The sequence below is a fragment of the Pseudomonas ekonensis genome, from assembly GCF_019145435.1.
Taxonomy (GTDB): Bacteria; Pseudomonadota; Gammaproteobacteria; order Pseudomonadales; family Pseudomonadaceae; genus Aquipseudomonas; species Aquipseudomonas ekonensis.
Genome location: NZ_JAHSTS010000002.1, coordinates 1,946,731 through 1,962,511 on the forward strand (window position 1 = coordinate 1,946,731; position 15,781 = coordinate 1,962,511).

Below are 15,781 nucleotides of genomic sequence, written 5' to 3' on the forward strand. Positions count from 1 at the left end.
ACCCCGCCCGAGGTTTTAGCCGCCGGGCGGAATGACGCAGGTCAACGTCGAATCAAGGCTTGGCCTTCTCCAGGTACTTGAAGAAGTCGCTGCTCGGGTCGAGCACCATGACGTCGGACTTGTTCGCGAAGCTTTCACGGTAGGCGCGCAGGCTACGGTAGAACGCGTAGAAATCCTGGTCCTGGCCGTAGGCCTTGGAGTAGATCGCAGCGGCCTGGGCGTCGCCGTCACCGCGAACCTCTTCGGACTCACGATAGGCTTCGGCCAGCAGCACGCGGCGTTGGCGATCGGCGTCGGCACGGATGCCTTCGGCCAGCTCGTTACCCTTGGCGCGGTGCTCGCGGGCTTCACGCTCGCGCTCGGTGCTCATCCGCTCGAACACGCTGCGGTTGACTTCCTTCGGCAGGTCGATGGCCTTGACGCGGACGTCGACCACTTCGATGCCCAGTTCCTTCTCCGCCATCTTGTTCAGCGACGCGGTGATGTCGGCCATCAGCGCATCGCGCTCGCCCGACACCACTTCGTGCAGGGTGCGCTTGCCGAACTGGTCACGCAGGCCCGACTCCAGGCGACGGGACAGACGCTCGTCGGCGATCTGCTTGAGGCCGGAGGTCGCGGTGTAGAAACGCTCGGCGTCCTTCACCCGCCATTTGGCGTAGGCATCGACCATGACGGCTTTCTTTTCCAGGGTCAGGAAGCGCTGCGTCGGTGCGTCCAGCGTCATCAGGCGGGCGTCGAACTTGCGCACCTGGTTGACGTACGGCACCTTCACATGCAGGCCCGGCTGGACATCGGCCTGGACCACGCGACCGAATTGCAGCAACACCGCACGCTCGGTCTGAGCCACGATGTAGAAGCAGTTCCAGGCAGCGATCGCCACGACCACGCCGACGATAAGGGCGATCAGCGATTTATTGCTCATCAGCGACTCTCCCGGGTACGTGCCTGCTGTTGCTGCAGATCCGCTGCGGCACGCACATTGGCTTCATTGCTGGTGGCTGCCGCACCGCCGCTCACCGGAGCGCTGGTGTTGCGGCCACTTTCGACCATCTTGTCCAGCGGCAGGTAAAGCAGGTTGCTCTGGCCGTTCTTGTTGCCGGTCACGAGCACCTTGCTGGTGCTGCTGAAGACTTCCTGCATGGTGTCCAGGTACAGGCGCTGACGGGTGACTTCAGGTGCCTTGCGGTACTCGGCGACCAGCTTGGTGAAGCGGTCGGCCTCACCCTTGGCGCGGGAGATCGTCTCGTCGCGGTAGCCGTTGGCGTCCTCGATGATGCGCTGGGCCTGGCCACGGGCTTCCGGCACCACGCCGTTGGCGTAGGTCTCGGCCTGGTTGCGCGAACGCTGCTCGTCTTCGCGGGCACGGATCACGTCGTCGAAGGCTTCCTGGACCTCACGCGGCGCCGCGGCGCTCTGCACGTTGACCTGGGTGACGGTGATGCCGGTGCGGTAGGTGTCGAGGAAGCGTTGCAGGCGTTCCTTGATCTCGCTGGCCATCAGCTCACGGCCTTCGGTCAGCACCTGGTCCATGGCGGTGGAACCCACCACGTGGCGCAGGGCGCTGTCGGTCGCATGCTGCAGGCTGATTTCCGGCTGGTCGACGTTCAGCACGAAGTCCTGCAGGTTGCTGATCTTGTACTGCACGGTCAGCGGCACTTCGACGATGTTCTCGTCTTCGGTCAGCATCTGGCCCTGCTTGGTGTACGCACGCTCCCGCGTGACGTTTTCCATGTACTTCTTGTCGATCGGCGGGAAATAGATGTTCAGGCCCGGGCCGACGGTCTCGTAGTACTTGCCGAAGCGCAGCACCACGGCCTGCTCCTGCTCGTCCACCACGTACACCGCGCTGTACAGCCACACGGCCGCGAGCACGACCAGACCGATGCCGAGCAGGCCGCCAAAGCCGCCGCCCTTGCCCGGTCCGCCCCCGTCGTCACCCCGTTTCTTGCCACCACCGAACAACCCGTTAAGGCTTTCCTGCAGCTTGCGGAAGGCCTCGTCGAGATCCGGCGGGCCCTTGCGGTCGCCATTGTTGCGACGCTTGCCACCCCAAGGATCCTGATTGTTCGAGTTGCCACCCGGCTCATTCCAAGCCATAGCGCTCTCCATCTGATAAAGCAAAGACGCGCCCACGGCGCGCCGCCCCATGCTACAGAATGCCTGTCACCGCGGCACAACCGCTTTTTCAGGCTTTTATTGCAAAGTGTGTTGCTCGATGAAGTCCACCGGCTGCAATCCTTCGCGGCTCACCAGCCGGTTCAGCTCGATCCGCGGCAACCGGACGGCCAGCAGGCTGGCGCCTTCGTCGTCATGTTCTTCTTTCTGCACCGCGCCCAGTTCGAAGAACTGCGCGCGCAACCTGGCGAAACGTTGCGGCAAGCGCAGCGTGCCGACGAACAGGTCATCGCCGAGCAGCTCGGCCACCGCCTGCTTGAGCAGGTCCAGGCCGGAGCCGTCCCGCGCCGACAGCCAGACCCGCTGCGGCCGGCCATCGGCGTCGCGCTGGATCTGCGGCTCAACGCCCTCGAGCAAATCGAGTTTGTTGTATACCTCCAGGATCGGCAAGTCTTGCGCCCCGATCTCCTCGAGCACCACCATCACCTGCTCGATCTGCTCCATCCGGTCCGGCTCGTGGGCGTCGATCACGTGCAGCAGCAGGTCGGAGTTGCTCGACTCTTCGAGCGTAGCCCGAAACGCCTCGACCAGTTTGTGCGGCAGGTGACGGATGAAGCCCACGGTGTCGGCCAGCACGATGGGCCCCAGGTCTTCGAGGTCCAGGCGGCGCAGGGTCGGGTCGAGGGTGGCGAACAGTTGGTCCGCCGCATACACCTCGGACTCGGTCACCGAGTTGAACAGCGTCGATTTGCCGGCGTTGGTGTAACCCACCAGCGACACCGTCGGGATGTCCGCACGCTTGCGTCCGCGCCGCGACTGCTCGCGCTGGCTGCGCACTTTCTCCAGCCGGGACTTGATCTGCCGCAGGCGTACCCGCAACAGGCGCCGGTCGGTCTCGAGCTGGGTCTCGCCCGGGCCGCGCAGGCCGATGCCGCCCTTCTGCCGCTCAAGGTGGGTCCAGCCGCGCACCAGCCGCGTGCTCATGTACTCAAGCTGGGCCAGTTCGACCTGGAGCTTGCCTTCATGGGTGCGGGCGCGTTGGGCGAAAATATCGAGGATCAGACCCGTGCGGTCGATCACGCGGCACTCGAACTCGCGCTCGAGGTTGCGTTCCTGACTGGGTGAGAGGGTGTGATTGAAAATCACCAGGTCGACCTGTTCGGCCTTGACCAGGTCGCGCAACTCCTCGACCTTGCCACTGCCAATCAGGGTCTTGGCGGTTGGCCGATGACGCGGCACGCTGAAAAACGCGACGGTCTCGGCGCCAGCCGAAATTGCCAACTCCTGAAACTCCTGCGGATCTTCGCGCGCCTCAGGGTCCTGACCATCCAAGTGAACGAGAATGGTTCGTTCACCACCACCGTGGCGCTCAAAGAACAAAGGAGACTCCTATCAGGCGTTACCAGGCTCTGCGTCACCTGCATCGGATTCGGTTGCGCTTGGCAGACGAATTGGACGAACCGGCACGACGGTAGAGATAGCGTGTTTGTAGACCATCTGGCTGACGGTGTTCTTCAGCAGGATGACGAACTGGTCGAACGACTCGATCGTACCTTGCAGCTTGATGCCGTTGACCAGGTAGATGGAAACCCCCACTTTCTCTTTACGTAAAGTATTCAGGTAAGGGTCTTGTAGCGAATGCCCTTTTGACATGTGCCGCACTCCTTTAAGGATTCAATAATAAAAAATAGGTAAACGGGTGGCTTTTGCCGCCACACCCCCAAGGATAGACGGCAATTGCAGGGACTCAGCTCAATATGGAGATCGTCCCAAGGTATTTCAAGGCGCGTGGCAGATTGTCGCAATCCAGACTGTCAAGCCAATGCAAACCATCCCAGCTGCGCAGCCAGGTGAACTGGCGTTTGGCCAATTGGCGCGTGGCGATGATGCCCCGCTCCTGCATTTCGGCCGACGTCAGCCTGCCGTCCAGATAATCCCAGACCTGGCGGTAACCCACCGCACGTATAGACGGCAACCCGGCATGCAGGTCACTTCTATTGCGCAGGGCTACGACCTCGTCGATGAATCCCTGTTCCAGCATATTTGTGAATCTTTGTTTAATGCGCTCGTGCAGTACCTGGCGATTTGCCGGAGCGATCGCCAGATTCGCGACAGTATAGGGCAATTGTTGCCGCCCCGATGCGGCTGCGTCGGCACTTTGCGCAGATTGTTGCTGGCGCAGCGCGGTCATGCTCTGACCGCTGACCCGGTAAACCTCCAGCGCACGACTCAGGCGCTGCGGATCGTTCGGGTGAATCCGCGCCGCCGACACCGGGTCGATGGCCGCCAACTGCTCGTGCAGGGCTTGCCAGCCGAGGCGCGCCGCCTCTTCTTCGATCTGCGCACGCACTTCGGGATCGGCCGCCGGCATGTCGGCCAGGCCTTCGACCAGCGCCTTGTAGTAGAGCATGGTGCCGCCCACCAGCAGCGGGATCTTGCCCCGGGCGGTGATGTCGGCCATGGCGATCAGCGCATCGCGGCGAAAATCCGCCGCCGAATACGCCTCGGCCGGGTCGAGGATGTCGATCAGGCGGTGCGGAAACTCGGCCAGCAGTTCCCTGGACGGCTTGGCGGTGCCGATGTCCATGCCGCGGTAGACCAGCGCCGAGTCGACGCTGATCAGCTCGCACGGCAGCACCTTGGTCAGCTCGATGGCCAGGTCGGTCTTGCCCGCAGCGGTCGGGCCCATCAGGAATATCGCTGGAGGAAGCTGGCTCATCAACGACCGCGCAAAAACAGTTTGTCCAGGTCGTCCAGGCCCAGTTGGGTCCAGGTCGGCCGGCCATGGTTGCATTGACCGCTGCGCTCGGTGTTTTCCATGTCGCGCAGCAGGCCGTTCATTTCCGGCAGGGCCAGGCGCCGGTTGGCGCGGACCGCGCCGTGGCAGGCCATGGTGCCCAGCAGTTCGTTCAGGTGCGCCTGGATCCGGTCGCTGGTGCCGTACTCCATCAGATCCGCCAGCACGTCGCCGACCAGCCGGTTGGCCTCGGCCTGCTTGAGCAGCGCCGGGATCTGTCGGATAGCCAGGGTCTCCGGGCCCAGGCGCTGCAGCTCGAAGCCCAGGCGCTGGAACCAAGCCGCGTGCTCTTCGGCGCAGTCGGCCTCGCGCTGGCTCACCGCCAGCGACTCCGGCACCAGCAGCGGCTGGCCGCTCAGGCCTTCGCTGGCCATGGCGATCTTCAGGCGTTCGTACATGATCCGCTCATGGGCGGCGTGCATGTCCACCAGCACCAGCCCCTGGGCGTTCTCGGACAGGATGTAGATGCCCTTGAGCTGCGCCAGCGCGTAGCCCAGCGGCGGGATGTCGCCCTGGCCGCTCGGCAGCGCATTGCCGCTGGCCGGGGTTGCGGCTTCCGGCAGCGGCGCGAAGAACTCGCGGTAGGCGGCCTGGGCCTCGGCGGCCGGCACGGCGGACTGCGGACGCGGCGTGTACTGGTACTGGTAGCCCGCACCGCTGCCGCCGCCGGCCGGCGCGTTGAACGACGGCTGCCCTTGCGGCTGCTCCAGCAGGGTGTTGGCCGCCAGGCGCATTTCGCCCTGGGGGCCGAACTCGCCGGCCTCGAGGCCGGTCGGGCGGACGAAACCGCTGGAGGCGACCGGCGCCGCCACCTGATCCTCAGGACGCACATCGCCCAGCGCCCGGTGCAGGGTGCCGTAAAGGAAGTCGTGCACCATGCGCCCGTCACGGAAGCGCACTTCGTGCTTGGTCGGGTGCACGTTGACGTCCACCGCCGCCGGATCGACCTCGAAGAACAGCGCGAAGGTCGGATGACGGCCGTTGAACAGCACGTCGCGGTAGGCCTGGCGCACCGCGTGGGCCACCAGTTTGTCGCGCACCGCACGGCCGTTCACGAAGAAGTACTGCAGGTCCGCCTGGCTGCGGTTGAACGTCGGCAGGCCGACCCAGCCCCACAGGCGCAGGCCGTTGCGCTCGATCTCGATCGGCAGCGCCTGCTCCAGGAAGCCCGAGCCGCAGATCGCCGCCACGCGCCGGGCGCGGGCCGCTTCATCGTGGGCCTCGTGCAGGCTGAGGATGGTCTTGCCGTTGTGGCGCAGATGGAAAGCCACGTCGAAGCGGGCCAGCGCCAGGCGTTTGATCACTTCTTGCAGGTGATCGAACTCGGTCTTTTCGGTCTTGAGGAACTTGCGCCGCGCCGGCGTGTTGAAAAACAGGTCGCGCACCTCCACCGAGGTGCCCACCGGATGCGCCGCCGGCTGCACCCGGGGCGCCATGTCGCGGCCTTCGGTCTCGACCTGCCAGGCCTGGTCGGCGTCACGGGTGCGCGAGGTCAGGGTCAGGCGCGCCACGGAGCTGATCGACGCCAGCGCCTCGCCCCGGAAGCCCAGGCTCATCACCTGCTCGAGGTCTTCGAGGTTGCGGATCTTGCTGGTGGCGTGCCGGGCCAGCGCCAACGGCAGGTCGTCGGCGGAAATGCCGCTGCCGTCGTCGCGCACCCGCAGCAGCTTGACGCCGCCCTGCTCGACGTCGACGTCGATGCGCCGGGCGCCGGAGTCGAGGCTGTTCTCCAGCAGCTCCTTGATCACCGACGCCGGGCGCTCGACCACCTCGCCGGCGGCGATCTGGTTCGCCAGCCGGGGGCTGAGCAGTTCAATACGGGCCGAACTCAACACCTGATTCATTCCTTGGACGCCAGTTCAGTGCCGGGAATGGTCAGGTGCTGACCGACCTTGAGCTCATCGCTGCTCAGGTTGTTGGCGCTGCGCAGCGTGGCCGGCGACACCTGGTAGCGCACGGCGATCATCGCCAGGGTTTCGCCCGGGCTCACCCGGTGGTCGCGCGGCCCTTGGGCGATCTTGCCCGAGTCACGCAGCCAGGCGATGTAGGTGCCCGGCGGCGGGTTCTGCTGGAAGAACTGGCGCACACCGCTGCTGATTGACCGCGCCAGCGCCTGCTGGTGGCTCGACGCCGCCAGCTTGGAGGCCTCGTTGGCGTTGGAGATGAAGCCGGTCTCGACCAGGATCGACGGGATGTCCGGCGACTTCAGCACCATGAACCCGGCCTGTTCCACCCGCTGCTTGTGCAGCGGCGTGACGCGGCCGATGTTGCTCAACACCTTCTGGCCGACGTTGAGGCTGGAGGTCAGCGAAGCGGTCATCGACAGGTCGAGCAGCACGCCGGCGAGCATCCGGTCCTTGTCGTCGAGGCTGACGTTGCCGGCGCCGCCGATCAGGTCGGAACGGTTTTCGCTGTCGGCCAGCCAACGGGCGGTCTCCGAGGTGGCGCCACGGTCGGACAAGGCGAACACCGACGCGCCGAACGCGGCGGCCGAAGGCGCGGCGTCGGCGTGGATCGAGACGAACAGGTCGGCGCCCTTCTTGCGGGCGATCTCGGTGCGGCCGCGCAGCGGGATGAAGTAGTCGCCGGTGCGGGTCAGCTCGGCGCGGAAGCCTTTCATGCCGTTGACCTGACGCTGCAGCTCGCGGGCGATCTGCAGCACCACGTCTTTTTCACGCTGGCCGCGCGAGCCCGAGGCGCCGGGGTCTTCGCCGCCGTGGCCGGCGTCGATCACCACGATGATGTCGCGCTTGCCGGCCGGGGCCGGCGGCAGCTTGATCGCCGGTTCCGCCGGGGTCACCGGCACGGCCGGCACGGTGGCCACCGACGGCGTCGGCGCAGGCGGCGGCGCGGCGTCGGCCGGGTTGTCGAACAGGTCGACCACCAGACGGTTGCCGTACTGCGCATTCGGCGCCAGGGAGAAGCTTTTCGGGGTGACGGCCTTCTTCAGGTCGATGACCACCCGCAGGTCGGTCGGCGTGCGCTGGGCCGAACGCATGGCGGTGATCGGCGTGTTGGCGGTCTGCACGTTCAGCGGCGCGCCGAGGGTGGCGCCGTTGATGTCGATCACCAGCCGATCCGGCGCGGTCAGGGTGAATACGCTGTGCTGCACCGGGCCGCTCAGGTCGAACACCAGCCGCGTGTTGTCCGGCGCCCGCCACAGGCGCACGCTGTTGACCTTTGTGTCGGCCACAGCGCTGACGGTCACTGCCATCAACATCAGCCCAGCGGCAGCCACCAACGCGCGAAAGCGCATACCTAACCCCATCATTTATTTGGATTCCAACGCCAAAGCGGCACACCAGGCCTCGCCGCGCGAGCCCTGGGACAAAATGGTCAGCGAACGCCCGCTGTCTTGCGGGCTAATGGTAATGGTCAGGTCAGGCTTTGGCAAAAAGCCTGCACCTTTGTCGGGCCACTCGATCAGGCACAGGGCATCGTCTTCGAAGTAGTCGCGGATGCCGAGGAATTCCAGCTCCTCCGGGTCGACCAGCCGGTACAGGTCGAAGTGGAAGGCGCGGATGTCGCCGATCTCATAGGGCTCGACCAGCGTGAAGGTCGGGCTCTTCACCGCGCCCTGGTGGCCCAGGCCGCGGATCAGGCCGCGGGACAGGGTAGTCTTGCCCATGCCCAGGTCCCCCACCAGGAAAATCAGGCCATGCCCCCCGGTGGTGCGGGCGATCCGTGCGCCAAAGTCGGTCATGGCCTGTTCATCGGCCAGGTACAGGGTTACTTCAGACACGGTGCATGCTCCTCCAACAACTGACGAATGGCTGGAATCAGATCACTGGCCGCCAGCCCACGGCCGAATTTACCTTGTTGCAGGCCCGCATTGGCATGCAGCCAGACCGCCAGGCAGGCGGCCGCGAAACTGTCCATGCCCTGGGCCATCAGCGCGCCGAGCAACCCGGCCAGCACATCGCCGAGGCCGGCGGTCGCCATCGCGGGGTGGCCCTGATGACACACGGCCAACCTCCCGTCAGGGTGGGCGATCAGGCTGCCGGCGCCCTTGAGCACCGTCACCGCTGCGTATTTTTTGCTCAGTGCCAGGGCCGCCGCCGGCCGGTCGGCCTGCACTTGCGCGGTGCTGACGCCGAGCAGGCGTGCCGCCTCCCCCGGATGCGGCGTGATCACGCAATCCTTCGGCAGGCTCACCCAGCCTGCGGCCAGCTGGTTCAACGCATCGGCGTCCCACACCTGGGGCAACGGCGCATTGGCCGCCGCCGACAGCAGGCTGCGCCCCCAACCGGCCTGGCCCAGCCCCGGCCCGGCCACCAGCACCGAGGCCTTCTCCAAAAGCCCCATCAACTGATTGGCCGACGAGGCGCCCAGCGCCATGGCTTCCGGCACCCGGGCCAGTACCGCCGACACATGCTCTGCGCGGGTCGCCAGCGACACCATGCCCGCACCGCTGCGCAGCGCGCTTTCGGTACTGAGCACGATCGCCCCGCCGAACCCGAGGTCGCCGCCGATCAGCAGCACATGACCGAACCGGCCCTTGTGCGCCGTCGCTGCCCGAGGGGCCGGACGCGGCAGATTAGCGGCGTCGAGACGACGGGCGGCAACGGGAATGTCACAGAAGGTTTCGGCCGGCGCCTGCAGATCGTTGAACGCCAGTTCACCGACATGATCGGCCGCGTCGCCGGTGAACAGCCCCAGCTTGAGGCCGATGAAGGTCACGCAGAGGTCGGCGCGCACCGCCACACCCGACACGCACCCGGTATCGGCGCACAATCCGGACGGCACATCCACCGCCGCCACCGGCAGGCCGCTGGCGTTGATCCCGCGGATGGCCGAGGCATACGGTTCGCGCACCTCGCCGCTCAGGCCGGTGCCGAGCAGCGCATCGAGGATCACGCCGCGCAGTTCGCTCTGCGCATTCCAGCCCTGCACGGCAACCCCTTCGGCCAGGGCCTGGCCATGGGCCTGCGCCGCATCCCCCTGCAAACGCTGCGGATCGCCGACGGCCAGCACCCGCACATGCCAGCCGGCACGGTGCGCCAGCGCCGCCACCAGATAACCGTCGCCGGCGTTGTTGCCGTGGCCGGCCAGCACCGTCAGCTCGTTCGCCGCCGGCCAGCGGCGCACCAGCGCGCGCCAGGTCGCCCGGGTGGCGCGGTGCATCAGTTCCAGGCCCGGCGTGCCGGCAGCGATCAGCCGCGCGTCGATGTCCCGCACCTGGGCGGCGCGGTACAGCGCGTCGGGTAAATGATCTTTCGTGTGCGGCATGCGTCTTCGGGCTCCGATGTCTGGCAGAATTATACGCACCTCAGTTCCGGTTTCTCTCGCCTCATGTCCGCCATCACCACAGACCTCCCCGCCCTGGCCCAATCCATCAAGGACTGGGGCCGCGAGCTGGGCTTCCAGCAAGTCGGCATCAGCGGTCTGGACCTGGCTGAGCATGAGGGACACCTGCAGCGCTGGCTCGCGGCCGGCTACCACGGCGAAATGGACTACATGGGCGCCCACGGCAGCAAGCGCTCGCACCCCGAAGAGCTAGTGCCGGGCACGCTGCGCGTGGTCTCCCTGCGCATGGACTACCTGCCGGGCGACACGCACATGGCGCAGAGGCTCGCCCAACCGGAAAAGGCCTACATTTCCCGCTACGCCCTGGGCCGCGACTACCACAAGCTGATCCGCAAGCGCGTGCAGCAGCTGGCGGACCGGATCCAGGCACAGATCGGCCCGTTCGGCTTCCGCGCCTTCGTCGACAGCGCCCCGGTGCTGGAGAAGGCCATCGCCGAACAGGCCGGCCTGGGATGGATCGGCAAGAACACCCTGGTCCTGAACCGCAAGGCCGGCAGTTACTTCTTCCTCAGCGAACTGTTCGTCGACCTGCCGCTGCCGGTCGACCCGCCCCACGCCACCGAACACTGCGGCCGGTGCAGCGCCTGCCTGGACGTCTGCCCGACCAACGCCTTCGTCGGCCCCTATGTGCTGGACGCCCGGCGCTGCATTTCCTACCTGACCATCGAGCTTAAGAACGCCATCCCCGAAGACCTGCGGCCGCTGATCGGCAACCGGGTGTTCGGCTGCGACGACTGCCAGATCGTCTGCCCGTGGAACCGCTTCGCCCGCGCGTCCGGGGAAAGCGACTTCAAGCCACGGCACAACCTGGACAACGCCGAACTGGCCGAACTGTTCCTGTGGGACGAAGACACCTTCCTCAGCAGCACCGAAGGCTCACCGCTGCGCCGCGCCGGCTACGAGCGCTGGCTGCGCAACCTGGCGGTGGGTCTGGGCAACGCGCCGTCGAGCATTCCGGTGCTGGAGGCGCTGAAGGCACGCCGCGACCATCCGTCGGAACTGGTGCGCGAGCATGTCGAGTGGGCCTTGAAGCGGCACGGTGTCGCGTAGCGCCGGATCAATGCTCGTCGTTGTAGACGAACTTCGGCATTTCCCAGTGAAAACGAATGGCCAGCAGCCGCAGCAGGAAACCGCCGAACAGGGTGATCAGGATCGCCTGTTCGCTCGGTACGTTCAGGAACAGGCAGAGCATGTAGCACCACGCGGCGGCGAACGAGACGCTGGCGTACAGTTCGCGCCGGAAGATCAGCGGGATGTCGTTGCAGAAGATGTCCCGCAGGATGCCGCCGAACACCCCGGTGATCACGCCGCTGACCGAAGCCACCAGCATGCCGTGGCCCATTTCCAGGGCGGTCATGCAGCCGATCAGGGTGAACGCCACCAGGCCGACGGCGTCGAGCACCAGGAACAGTGAGCGCAGGTGGCGCATCCAGCGTGCGGTGAACACGGTGAGCATCGCGGCGGCCGAGGTCAGCACCAGGTATTCGGGATGCTTCACCCAGGTCAGCGGATAGTGCCCCAGCAGCACGTCGCGCACCGAACCGCCGCCGAGCGCCGTGACGCAGGCGATCAGCACCACGCCGAACCAGTCCATGCCGCGTCGGCCGGCGGACAGGGCGCCGGTCATGGCTTCGGCGGTGATGGCGATCAGGTAGAGCATCAGCAGCATGGTGGCGGTCCTGGCAGGAAGGCGCGCAGTCTAGCCATTTCGCGGCCGCACCAGAAGGGGGCGGATGCGCCGTGGCGAGGGAGCTTGCTTGCGTCGGAGGGCGGAGCACTCCCATGCGCCCTTTCAGGCAGGACGCGCCTGCGGGGACTGCGGCGGCTCAGAACTTGATGAAGTGCTCGCGGTAGTGGCGCAGCTCGGCGATGGACTCGCGGATGTCGTCCAGGGCCAGGTGGGTGCTGCCTTTCTTGAAACTGTCGCGCACGTCCGGCGCCCAGCGCGCAGCCAGCTCCTTGAGGGTGGAGACGTCGAGGTTGCGGTAGTGGAAGTAGCTTTCCAGCGACTTCATGTGGGCGAACAGGAAGCGCCGGTCCTGGCAGATGCTGTTGCCGCAGATCGGCGACTTGCCCTTCGGCACCCACTGCTCCAGGAAGGCGATGGTTTCGGCTTCGGCCTCGGCCATGCTCACGCGGCTTTCGCGCACGCGCTGGGTCAGGCCCGAGTTGCCGTGGGTGCGGGTGTTCCACTCGTCCATACGGGCGAGGACGTCGTCGCTGTGGTGGATGGCGATCACCGGGCCTTCGGCCAGGGTGTTCAGTTCGCTGTCGGTGACGATGGTGGCCATTTCGATGATGACGTCGGTGTCCGGGTTCAGACCGGTCATTTCCAGGTCGATCCAGATCAGGTTCTGCGGGTTCTGCATGATTCGGCTCCTAAGCAATGGTGCGCAGTTTAGCCTAGGCGGGTGGCCGGGCGTGCTAAACTCGCCGCCGTTTTACCCATTCGATGCATTCTTTTTATTACGGAACACCCATGGCCAAACGCCAACTCAACCGCCGCCAGAGCTGGCGCATCGAAAAGATTCAGGGCGAGCGCGCCGCCCGCGCCGCCAAACGCGAGTCCTCGGCCGTCGAGGCCCTGGAGGGCGGCGACCTGGGCCCGGAACAGCACGGCCTGGTGATCGCCCACTTCGGTGTGCAGGTCGAGGTCGAGGCGACCGACGGCGATCAGGCCGGCCAGGTGTTCCGCTGCTACCTGCGCGCCAACCTGCCGGCGCTGGTGACCGGCGACCGGGTGGTCTGGCGCGCGGGCAACCAGGGCATCGGCGTGATCGTCGCGCAACTGCCGCGCAGCACCGAGCTGTGCCGTCCGGACAGCCGCGGCCAGCTCAAGCCGGTGGCGGCCAACGTCGACATGATCGTCATCGTCTTCGCCCCGCTGCCCGAACCCCACGCCAACCTGATCGACCGCTACCTGGTGGCGGCCGAGCACGCCGGCATCCGCCCGCTGCTGCTGCTCAACAAGTTCGACCTGATCGACGAGCAGAACGCCCCGGCGCTCAATGCGCTGCTGGCGGTCTACCGCACCCTCGGCTATCCGGTGCTGGAAGTCTCGGCGCACCACGGCAACGGCATGGAGCAGCTGCAGCAGTTGCTCGACGGCCGCATCAGCGTGTTCGTCGGCCAGTCCGGCGTCGGCAAGTCGTCGCTGGTCAACAGCCTGCTGCCGGAGGTGGAGACCCGCGTGGGCCCGTTGTCGGAATGGTCCGGCCAGGGCACCCACACCACCACCACCGCGCGCCTGTTCCACTTCCCCGGCGGCGGTGAGCTGATCGACTCGCCGGGCATCCGCGAATTCGGCCTGGGCCACGTCAGCCGCGCCGACGTAGAGGCCGGCTTCATCGAGTTCGAAGACCTGCTCGGCACCTGCCGCTTCCGCGACTGCAAGCACGACCGCGAACCCGGCTGCGCCTTGCTCAAGGCCCTGGAAGACGGGCGCATCCAGCAGCAGCGGATGAACAGCTACCGCTCGATCATCGCCAGCCTGCCCGACAACGGCTACTGAACCGCCGGACACAAAAAAGCCGCGAGACCATCGCGGCTTTTTTGTGGGTCACTGCTTCGGCGCAGGCGCGGCGGGCGCCGCCGGTGCCGGAGCCGGCGCATGGGCGCCCGGCTCGGTCGGTTTCGGCAGCGGGTCGTCGAACAGGTTCAGCCGTTCGCGCAACTCGTGCGGCGCCACCGGTTGCTGATCCGCCGGCAAGGCGTTCGGATCGGCCGGGGTGGCCGGTGCGGCGCCTTCCTGGCCGTCGGCCGGTTTCGCCGGGTCGGCGCCCTGGGAGCCTTCGATGGCGGCCTGGGCCTTCTTGGTCAGCACCACGATGTCGATGCGGCGGTTGACCGGGTTGAACGGGTTTTCCTTGTCGAACAGCGCCGACGAGGCATAACCCACCACCCGCGCCACCTGCGACTCCGGATAGCTGCCCGCCACCAGGGCACGCCGGGCGGCGTTGGCGCGGTTGGCCGACAGCTCCCAGTTGCCGAAGTCGCCGTTGCCCACGTAAGGCTTGGCGTCGGTGTGGCCGCTGATGCTGATCTTGTTCGGCACCGCTTTGATGGTGTCGGCCATGGCCAGCAGGATGTCTTCGAAGTACGGCTTCAGGCGCGCAGAGCCCGAGTCGAACATCGGCCGGTTCTCGGCGTCCATGATCTGGATGCGCAAGCCGTTCGGGGTGATCTCGAACAGGATCTGATCCTTGAACTTCTGCAGCTGCGGGTTCTCTTCGACCTTGTTCTGCAGTTCCTGCAGCAACAGCTCCAGGCGTTCCTTCTCGACCTGCTCGGCCATGCCCTCGACCTGCTCGGTGTCGACCGTGACCTTGTCCGGCTGCGGCTGCGACTTCACCTCAGGGTTGAGGGTGTTTTCCGGCGCCAGGGTCGGCGTGCCGCCCAGGTCGATGATGTACGGCGTACCGCTTTCGGAGAAGCCGACCGGATCCTTGAAGTAACCGGCGATAGCGATCTTCTGTTCGGGGGTGGCGGTGGACAGCAGCCACAGCACCAGGAAGAACGCCATCATCGCCGTGGCGAAGTCGGCGAAGGCGATTTTCCAGGCGCCGCCGTGATGTCCGCCACCGTAGCGCTTGACGCGCTTGATGATTATCGGCTGGTTGTTTTCCATGGCTTAACGACCGCGAACCGCTTGTTCCAGCTCGGCGAAGCTCGGACGGTGCGCCGGGTACAGGACCTTGCGGCCGAACTCCACGGCCAGCGACGGCGGCATGCCGGAAGCCGAAGCCACCAGCGAGGCCTTGATGGCTTCGTAGACGTTCAGCTCTTCCTTGGCGTCATGGGCCAGGGAATGGGCCAGCGGGCCGAAGAAGCCGTAGGCCGCGAGAATACCGAAGAAGGTACCGACCAGCGCCGCACCCACGTGCAGGCCGATGGATTTCTGGTCGCCTTCGCCCAGGGAGGCCATGGTCACCACGATACCCAGTACCGCCGCGACGATACCGAAGCCGGGCATGCCGTCGGCGATGCCGTTGACCGCGTGGGACGGGTGCTCCAGTTCTTCCTTGAGGCTGAACAGTTCCATGTCGAACAGGCCTTCGAGCTCGTGCGGGGCCATGTTGCCGGAGGACATGATGCGCAGGTAGTCGCAGATGAACGCGGTCATGCGCTCGTCTTTGAGCACGGCCGGGTACTTGGCGAAGATCGGGCTCGCGGCGGCGTCTTCGATGTCGCCTTCGATGGCCATCATGCCTTCGCGGCGGCTCTTGTTGAGGATCTCGTAGATCAGGCCCAGCACTTCCAGGTAGAAAGTGTGGCTGAAGCGCGAACTGAACATGCCCAAGGCTTTCTTGAACACGTGCATCGTCATGTAGCCGGGGTTGGCCTGAAGGAAGGCGCCGAGGGCCGCGCCGCCGATGATCATCACCTCGAAGGGCTGGATCAGGGCCGCGATCTTGCCGTGGGAAAGCACGTATCCGCCGAGCACGCTCGCGAATACGACGATGATGCCGATAATTTTAGCCATAGATAGAAAGTACTTGTTTAAGTCGGGTTCAAGGTCATATTCGGAAGTTAAAAAATCTCTTCTTCTACTTATCGGCAAAA

At 65.9% G+C, this 15,781-nt stretch carries 15 protein-coding genes; 2 read left to right on the forward strand and 13 right to left on the reverse strand.

Going from position 1 to position 15,781, the window contains the following annotated elements:
• Positions 1-52: 52 nt before the first annotated feature.
• The 9 genes from hflC to KVG96_RS21950 form a co-directional block, all read right to left on the reverse strand.
• The gene (gene hflC / locus KVG96_RS21910) at positions 53-922 is read right to left on the reverse strand and encodes a protease modulator HflC (protein WP_085582889.1); all 870 of its coding nucleotides are present in this window, start codon (positions 920-922) and stop codon (positions 53-55) included.
• The gene (hflK, locus tag KVG96_RS21915; RefSeq protein ID WP_217893897.1) at positions 922-2,097 is read right to left on the reverse strand and encodes an FtsH protease activity modulator HflK; all 1,176 of its coding nucleotides are present in this window, start codon (positions 2,095-2,097) and stop codon (positions 922-924) included. The genes hflC and hflK overlap by 1 nt, the downstream gene beginning before the upstream one ends.
• A gap of 96 nt (positions 2,098-2,193) precedes the next feature.
• Positions 2,194-3,495, reverse strand: coding sequence for a ribosome rescue GTPase HflX (gene hflX, locus KVG96_RS21920; protein WP_217893898.1), 1,302 nt, complete (start codon positions 3,493-3,495; stop codon positions 2,194-2,196).
• Positions 3,496-3,507: 12 nt separating this feature from the next.
• Positions 3,508-3,768 (reverse strand): RNA chaperone Hfq, encoded by a 261-nt coding sequence (hfq, locus tag KVG96_RS21925; protein WP_003221112.1) that lies wholly within the window; start codon positions 3,766-3,768, stop codon positions 3,508-3,510.
• Positions 3,769-3,862: 94 nt separating this feature from the next.
• Positions 3,863-4,834: a tRNA (adenosine(37)-N6)-dimethylallyltransferase MiaA gene (gene miaA / locus KVG96_RS21930; protein WP_217894262.1), complete on the reverse strand. Its 972-nt coding sequence runs from the start codon at positions 4,832-4,834 to the stop codon at positions 3,863-3,865.
• Entirely contained in the window at positions 4,834-6,756 is a 1,923-nt protein-coding gene (gene mutL / locus KVG96_RS21935) for a DNA mismatch repair endonuclease MutL (protein ID WP_225927440.1), read from the reverse strand. The genes miaA and mutL overlap by 1 nt, the downstream gene beginning before the upstream one ends.
• A complete protein-coding gene (locus KVG96_RS21940; protein ID WP_371856111.1) occupies positions 6,753-8,132 on the reverse strand; it encodes an N-acetylmuramoyl-L-alanine amidase in 1,380 nt (459 codons plus the stop codon). The genes mutL and KVG96_RS21940 overlap by 4 nt, the downstream gene beginning before the upstream one ends.
• Positions 8,133-8,183: 51 nt before the next feature.
• The gene (tsaE, locus tag KVG96_RS21945) at positions 8,184-8,654 is read right to left on the reverse strand and encodes a tRNA (adenosine(37)-N6)-threonylcarbamoyltransferase complex ATPase subunit type 1 TsaE (protein ID WP_217893900.1); all 471 of its coding nucleotides are present in this window, start codon (positions 8,652-8,654) and stop codon (positions 8,184-8,186) included.
• The gene (locus KVG96_RS21950) at positions 8,642-10,141 is read right to left on the reverse strand and encodes an NAD(P)H-hydrate dehydratase (protein WP_217893901.1); all 1,500 of its coding nucleotides are present in this window, start codon (positions 10,139-10,141) and stop codon (positions 8,642-8,644) included. The genes tsaE and KVG96_RS21950 overlap by 13 nt, the downstream gene beginning before the upstream one ends.
• Positions 10,142-10,204: 63 nt before the next feature.
• On the opposite strand from KVG96_RS21950, the gene queG reads away from it, so the two are divergent.
• Positions 10,205-11,269 (forward strand): tRNA epoxyqueuosine(34) reductase QueG, encoded by a 1,065-nt coding sequence (queG, locus tag KVG96_RS21955; RefSeq protein ID WP_217893902.1) that lies wholly within the window; start codon positions 10,205-10,207, stop codon positions 11,267-11,269.
• Positions 11,270-11,276: 7 nt separating this feature from the next.
• On the opposite strand, the gene KVG96_RS21960 is transcribed toward queG, so the two are convergent.
• Positions 11,277-11,888 (reverse strand): trimeric intracellular cation channel family protein, encoded by a 612-nt coding sequence (locus KVG96_RS21960; RefSeq protein WP_085582906.1) that lies wholly within the window; start codon positions 11,886-11,888, stop codon positions 11,277-11,279.
• A 157-nt stretch (positions 11,889-12,045) separates the two neighbouring features.
• Positions 12,046-12,588 carry an oligoribonuclease gene (gene orn, locus KVG96_RS21965; protein WP_217893903.1) on the reverse strand — a complete coding sequence of 181 codons (543 nt, stop codon included), beginning with the start codon at positions 12,586-12,588 and terminating at the stop codon, positions 12,046-12,048.
• A gap of 110 nt (positions 12,589-12,698) precedes the next feature.
• Here orn and rsgA point away from each other — a divergent pair, with 110 nt between their 5' ends.
• On the forward strand, positions 12,699-13,730 hold the full coding sequence (gene rsgA, locus KVG96_RS21970) for a small ribosomal subunit biogenesis GTPase RsgA (protein ID WP_217893904.1): 1,032 nt from the start codon (positions 12,699-12,701) through the stop codon (positions 13,728-13,730).
• 48 nt (positions 13,731-13,778) lie between these two features.
• Here the strand turns inward: rsgA and motB are convergent, their stop codons facing one another.
• Entirely contained in the window at positions 13,779-14,846 is a 1,068-nt protein-coding gene (gene motB / locus KVG96_RS21975; protein ID WP_217893905.1) for a flagellar motor protein MotB, read from the reverse strand.
• A gap of 3 nt (positions 14,847-14,849) precedes the next feature.
• Positions 14,850-15,701 carry a flagellar motor stator protein MotA gene (motA, locus tag KVG96_RS21980; RefSeq protein ID WP_085582914.1) on the reverse strand — a complete coding sequence of 284 codons (852 nt, stop codon included), beginning with the start codon at positions 15,699-15,701 and terminating at the stop codon, positions 14,850-14,852.
• Positions 15,702-15,781: the final 80 nt, after the last annotated feature.

What these genes read in the sequence shown, in the direction of transcription:
- hflC (WP_085582889.1), bottom strand. Translation starts at nt 922, where the DNA reads ATGAGCAATAAATCGCTGATCGCCCTTATCGTCGGCGTGGTCGTGGCG.
- hflK (WP_217893897.1), bottom strand. Translation starts at nt 2,097, where the DNA reads ATGGCTTGGAATGAGCCGGGTGGCAACTCGAACAATCAGGATCCTTGG.
- hfq (WP_003221112.1), bottom strand. Translation starts at nt 3,768, where the DNA reads ATGTCAAAAGGGCATTCGCTACAAGACCCTTACCTGAATACTTTACGT.
- miaA (WP_217894262.1), bottom strand. Translation starts at nt 4,834, where the DNA reads ATGAGCCAGCTTCCTCCAGCGATATTCCTGATGGGCCCGACCGCTGCG.
- mutL (WP_225927440.1), bottom strand. Translation starts at nt 6,756, where the DNA reads ATGAATCAGGTGTTGAGTTCGGCCCGTATTGAACTGCTCAGCCCCCGG.
- KVG96_RS21940 (WP_371856111.1), bottom strand. Translation starts at nt 8,132, where the DNA reads ATGTTGATGGCAGTGACCGTCAGCGCTGTGGCCGACACAAAGGTCAAC.
- KVG96_RS21950 (WP_217893901.1), bottom strand. Translation starts at nt 10,141, where the DNA reads ATGCCGCACACGAAAGATCATTTACCCGACGCGCTGTACCGCGCCGCC.
- queG (WP_217893902.1), top strand. Translation starts at nt 10,205, where the DNA reads ATGTCCGCCATCACCACAGACCTCCCCGCCCTGGCCCAATCCATCAAG.
- KVG96_RS21960 (WP_085582906.1), bottom strand. Translation starts at nt 11,888, where the DNA reads ATGCTGCTGATGCTCTACCTGATCGCCATCACCGCCGAAGCCATGACC.
- orn (WP_217893903.1), bottom strand. Translation starts at nt 12,588, where the DNA reads ATGCAGAACCCGCAGAACCTGATCTGGATCGACCTGGAAATGACCGGT.
- rsgA (WP_217893904.1), top strand. Translation starts at nt 12,699, where the DNA reads ATGGCCAAACGCCAACTCAACCGCCGCCAGAGCTGGCGCATCGAAAAG.
- motB (WP_217893905.1), bottom strand. Translation starts at nt 14,846, where the DNA reads ATGGAAAACAACCAGCCGATAATCATCAAGCGCGTCAAGCGCTACGGT.
- motA (WP_085582914.1), bottom strand. Translation starts at nt 15,701, where the DNA reads ATGGCTAAAATTATCGGCATCATCGTCGTATTCGCGAGCGTGCTCGGC.